At 45.9% G+C, this 935-nt stretch carries 2 protein-coding genes; both read right to left on the bottom strand.

Features of this window, described 5'->3' with window-relative positions:
* Positions 1 to 245, bottom strand: a 245-nt coding sequence (locus B806_RS0104670; RefSeq protein ID WP_017402673.1) for a CoA-transferase, incomplete at its 3' end; no start/stop codon positions are given.
* Positions 246 to 263: 18 nt separating this feature from the next.
* Positions 264 to 935 carry a 3-oxoacid CoA-transferase subunit A gene (locus tag B806_RS0104665; RefSeq protein ID WP_017386040.1) on the bottom strand — a complete coding sequence of 224 codons (672 nt, stop codon included), beginning with the start codon at positions 933 to 935 and terminating at the stop codon, positions 264 to 266.

Raw genomic sequence — 935 nt, 5'->3', positions numbered from 1 at the left:
CCTTCAAGCATGGTCACAAACTCTTTACCCGCATTAATCAGTTCAGGATCTTCTTCACCTGCAGCGGGCGGTGGGCCAAAAGCCAATAGGCCATTTTCAGAATGAAGAAAAATATCTTTATCGTCAGGTAAGTAGCTCGCAATCTTGGTCGGTAAACCAATGCCTAGGTTCACATAGGCACCATCTGGAATATCTTGTGCCACACGTTTTGCAATCTGGTCACGGCTGAGTTTCTGGTAGCTCATGTTATTTCTCCTTATTGCTTACTGTGCTGGCGCTACTTGTACAACATGCTGTACAAAGATACCCGGAGTGATAATGTGCTCAGGGTCTAATCCACCTAGCTCCACAACTTCAGAAACCTGAGCAATAGTGACATCAGCAGCCATCGCCATAATCGGGCCAAAGTTACGTGCAGATTTACGGTAAACCAGATTGCCCCAGCGGTCGCCCTTGTAAGCTTTAATCAAAGCAAAGTCAGCCTTGATCGGATATTCGAGTACGTAATCTTTCCCATCAATCTCACGGGTCTCTTTACCTTCGGCCAAAAGAGTTCCAAAGCCTGTTGGGGTAAATACAGCACCTAGCCCCATACCTGCTGCCTGAATACGACACGCCAGATTACCTTGTGGTACCACTTCAAGCTCGACCTTTCCGGCACGGTAAAGTTCATCAAATACATAAGAGTCTGACTGACGCGGGAAAGAACAGATTACTTTTTTAACTGAACCAGCCTTAAGCAGTTTCGCCAGACCATAATCGCCATTACCGGCATTGTTGCTGACAATGGTTAAATCTTTAACACCGAGTTCAATAAGACCATCAATGAGTTCAGCGGGTTGTCCTGCGGTACCGAAACCACCAATCAGAATGGTTGCACCATCTTTAATCTGCGATAGAACCTCGCTTAGTGAGGACTTACTTTTGTCAATCAT

The organism is Acinetobacter sp. TG2027 (assembly GCF_000302435.1).
Classification (GTDB): Bacteria; Pseudomonadota; Gammaproteobacteria; order Pseudomonadales; family Moraxellaceae; genus Acinetobacter; species Acinetobacter pittii.
The sequence above is the reverse complement of the archived record's forward strand: the minus strand, read 5'-3'. Positions and strand labels throughout refer to the sequence as shown.

What these genes read in the sequence shown, in the direction of transcription:
- B806_RS0104665 (WP_017386040.1), bottom strand. Translation starts at nt 935, where the DNA reads ATGATTGACAAAAGTAAGTCCTCACTAAGCGAGGTTCTATCGCAGATT.